The sequence below is a fragment of the Vibrio sp. OPT46 genome (genome assembly GCF_015163535.1).
Classification (GTDB): Bacteria; Pseudomonadota; Gammaproteobacteria; order Enterobacterales; family Vibrionaceae; genus Vibrio; species Vibrio alginolyticus.
Genome location: NZ_JADDYG010000838.1, coordinates 49,333 through 52,579, shown reverse-complemented (window position 1 = coordinate 52,579; position 3,247 = coordinate 49,333). Strand labels below are relative to the sequence as shown.

The 3,247-nt window shown below is 44.4% G+C and carries 5 protein-coding genes and 1 pseudogene; all 6 read right to left on the bottom strand.

Annotated features, from left to right (window positions below; genetic code table 11):
- Positions 1 to 152: pseudogene (locus tag IQR33_RS36135) on the bottom strand (3-hydroxyacyl-ACP dehydratase); the annotation flags it as partial.
- 10 nt (positions 153 to 162) lie between these two features.
- Entirely contained in the window at positions 163 to 1,563 is a 1,401-nt protein-coding gene (locus IQR33_RS29235; RefSeq protein WP_193837662.1) for an AMP-binding protein, read from the bottom strand.
- A 4-nt stretch (positions 1,564 to 1,567) separates the two neighbouring features.
- Entirely contained in the window at positions 1,568 to 2,128 is a 561-nt protein-coding gene (locus IQR33_RS29230) for a hypothetical protein (protein ID WP_025766967.1), read from the bottom strand.
- Positions 2,128 to 2,385, bottom strand: coding sequence for an acyl carrier protein (locus IQR33_RS29225; protein ID WP_005382279.1), 258 nt, complete (start codon positions 2,383 to 2,385; stop codon positions 2,128 to 2,130). The genes IQR33_RS29230 and IQR33_RS29225 overlap by 1 nt, the downstream gene beginning before the upstream one ends.
- Positions 2,386 to 2,400: 15 nt before the next feature.
- Complete coding sequence (locus IQR33_RS29220; RefSeq protein ID WP_193837663.1) at positions 2,401 to 2,661, bottom strand: phosphopantetheine-binding protein; 261 nt, start codon at positions 2,659 to 2,661, stop codon at positions 2,401 to 2,403.
- Positions 2,662 to 2,674: 13 nt separating this feature from the next.
- Positions 2,675 to 3,247 (bottom strand): lysophospholipid acyltransferase family protein (locus IQR33_RS29215; protein WP_193844275.1); only part of this gene is annotated, 573 nt, incomplete at its 5' end.

Below are 3,247 nucleotides of genomic sequence, written 5' to 3'. Positions count from 1 at the left end.
AGCGCCCAATCAATTTGAGTGACGCCGGGTAAAAGAGGGAAGTGATTGAAATGACCTTGGAAATCTAAGATGTCAGCATCCACTCGCAGCGACAGCTCCGCGGTATGGTCACTCACTTCAATATTCTGAATAGTTGGTTTTCTTTTTTCCATGTTACTAGCTTTATTGGAATAGTTTTTCAATTTCAGCAACTTGGCGTTTGCCTTGGCTGTTCAATGGAATTTCGTCGACCACTCGGAATTTTCTCGGGATAGCGATCGGTTCTAACCAATTGCGCAGTGCCTTGCGAAGTTCAAGCCAAAACTTGCCTTTACCAAGTTCATCAAGCACATCACCGCCTTTATCGTTAAGTACGATGATTGAGACTAATGTGAGACGACCAGATTCTTCCATTGGGATCACCACGCTTTCTTGAACCCACGGCAATTGCTCTAAACGTTTTTCCACTTCGACAAGGGAAATACGCTTTTCTTCGACTTTGACGATTCGGTCAGTGCGTCCACGCAATTCAAAAGAAATACTATCATGGAAATAGCATTCATCCGCAGTTTGGTACCAAGTGTTTTCATCAATGTGTGGCGAGCGGAGCTTTAAACAATTTTCATGGTTAAGCTCGGCTTCAACACCAGGGAATAACGTCCAGGGAGTGCTAGCTACGTGCTGCTGACGGTAAGCGATGCCGCCGGTTTCTGTGCTGCCAAACACTTCAATAGGAAGTGACCCAAACAACTCCTGGCTGTGCTGCGCCGCTTGGTTTGGCAAGGGGCCACCAGAAGAAAATACACACCGAATCGCAACCGGATCGTGCTCTTCACTGAGTCGTTTTAGTAACGCAGGGCTGCTTACTAGCGTGGTGTCAGCATCAGCGTGATGGACAATTTGCTCTGGGAACTCAAGGTTGTGTGCTGAAAATGGACGTGCGGAGCACAAAGGCCACAATACGCGGAACAGCAAGCCGTAAATGTGTTGATGAGAAACGGTGCTTTCAACGCGTGTGCTGGCAACCGTGTCGCCCCATAGGTTATCTAGAATAGAAACTTCGATATCGAGCTGTTTCAGCGTTTTTGCAATGGCTTTTGGTGTGCCGCTTGAACCCGAAGTAAATAGCGTTACTGGTATTTCTGCCAGGTTTAATTCACGCCAAAAATAAGGTTGTTTGGCCTCTGGCTCGTTAATCACGGTGGTTTCTAGCAATGATTGAGCTTCGATCAAAAGCGAGCTCACGAGTTCTGGAGCCGAGACATCGGCATCATGCAGCAACAAATCGTAGTGCTCACTGAGCTCTTTGAGTGCTTCTGGTTGGTAATTACCAGGTAATACAATGGATTTTCCTGCATAACAACAAGCAAAAAAGCCAACGGCAAACAGGTAGCTGTTGCCAAAACACAACGCAATGTTTTGCGTTGGTTGGGTTTCTAGCTGTTGAGTAAGTGTTGCGACGTGCTGTTGGAAATCACCCCACGTGATAACCGTATCGCGATCGTAAGAGACTGGGGATTGCTCAGACCTCTCCGCGATGAACAAGGTCGCTAGGGAGGTAAAGCTCGAATACGTTGTATTCATACGATTAGTGTTCCTTTCGAACAAATTGACGCACGATCCATTCTCCAGCGAACAAGCCACCAGCAAGTAAGTAGCTGATGAGGCCGTTATAAAGCGTCCATATTTTTACTGGTAGGAAACAGGTATAGAGTGCAACGGCAGCGTTGAGCGTAAAAAAGGCGCACCAAACCATCGTCACTTTGCGAGTGTAAGCCACGCCACTAGCCGGAAGGTCGGGTTCTTGCAAGCGAGCAAGCCTCTCTATGATCGATTGCGGCTGTTTTAAGCTCAGTCCAAATACACACAGCATACATACATTGACAACGACAGGGTAAAACTGAAGCCACCCATGTTGTTTAAACACCATGCCAAGCGTAATTAGGACAATGCCAACAGCGCCCGTAACGAGCGCCAAGAACTTAAACTCTTTTAGTGGGGTCTTATTTGCGACGAAAACACGCAAAAGTAACGCAGCAATTAACAAGCCCCCAACTAAGTTCAAGCCAAATTTATCTATACCGAAATAGACGGCGAAGGGGTAGGCAAACAGTACAATTGCAGACAGACCAGTCAGCAATTGGCGCATTAACTTTCCTTCAATAATTCAGTGACAGCGTTAACCACATCGTCAACGGTTCTTACTGCACTAAACTCTGCTGGCTTGATTTTTTTGCCAGTGACATTCTGTAGGTGTACGACCAAATCAACGGCGTCAATGCTATCAAGATCGAGATCTTGGTATAAGTGCGCATCTGATTGAATGTCGGCTGCGTCAATTTCGAACAGCTCAACAAGCGCATCTTTAACTTGTTCAAATACTTGATCTTTATTTACATCAGTCATGAATATACCTACAACTTATTCATTAGTTTGAGAAGAAACGTATTTCGCTAGATTTGCTACAGACGCAAAGTGTTCGCGCGTATTTGAGTCGTCGGCATCAATAACGATGTTGTATTGTTTTTTTATTGCGAGTCCAAGCTCAAGCGCGTCGATAGAATCTAAGCCAAGTCCATCACCAAAAAGTGGTGCATCCGTTTCAATATTATCTACGGTTAAATCTTCAAGGTTTAAAGCATCAATAATAAGTTGCTTAATGTCGTTGTGTAACTGTTCCACTGGGACCTGCTTATTAATAAAAGTTTTCTGGAAAAATGTTTTCAGCTAGGTGCTGTTGTAAGCGTCGCGCCGCTATTGTCGGCGACGTAGTTTGCTTTATAAAGGGGGTAATCTCAACTTTATCCTTAACTTCAACCCTGAAAAAGGGCTTTGTTGCCGGTACTTGATACCATTTTTTCTCTTTTGTGAGGAAACTTGGTGTTACCGTAATATGGACAACTCTTAAATCTCGTTCTGTTCTTACCGCAATTTGTGCTGCACCGCGTTGTAATTTCGGCTCTACACCTGGTGTTGTTCTTGTTCCTTCAGGAAATATAAGCAACACGTTGCCTTTGTTAAATCGTTCATCACAAAGTGCTAATAAATCATCCGGTGCTTCATTGGGAATATATCCGGCTGCTTTTACGATGTGCTTCATAAAAGGATTCGACCATATTGCCGATTTTACTAAACAGTCGCAGCGATTTAATTGTGAAGCAATGAGAACGTAATCGATTAAACTAGGGTGGTTGGCAACAATTAAACAATTACGATCTTGTTGAAGAATATCGGCACCAATAATTTGATAATCGATTGCGCCACTCAA

Excerpts from the sequence above, each read along its gene's own strand:
- IQR33_RS29235 (WP_193837662.1), bottom strand. The coding sequence starts at position 1,563 with ATGAATACAACGTATTCGAGCTTTACCTCCCTAGCGACCTTGTTCATC.
- IQR33_RS29230 (WP_025766967.1), bottom strand. The coding sequence starts at position 2,128 with ATGCGCCAATTGCTGACTGGTCTGTCTGCAATTGTACTGTTTGCCTAC.
- IQR33_RS29225 (WP_005382279.1), bottom strand. The coding sequence starts at position 2,385 with ATGACTGATGTAAATAAAGATCAAGTATTTGAACAAGTTAAAGATGCG.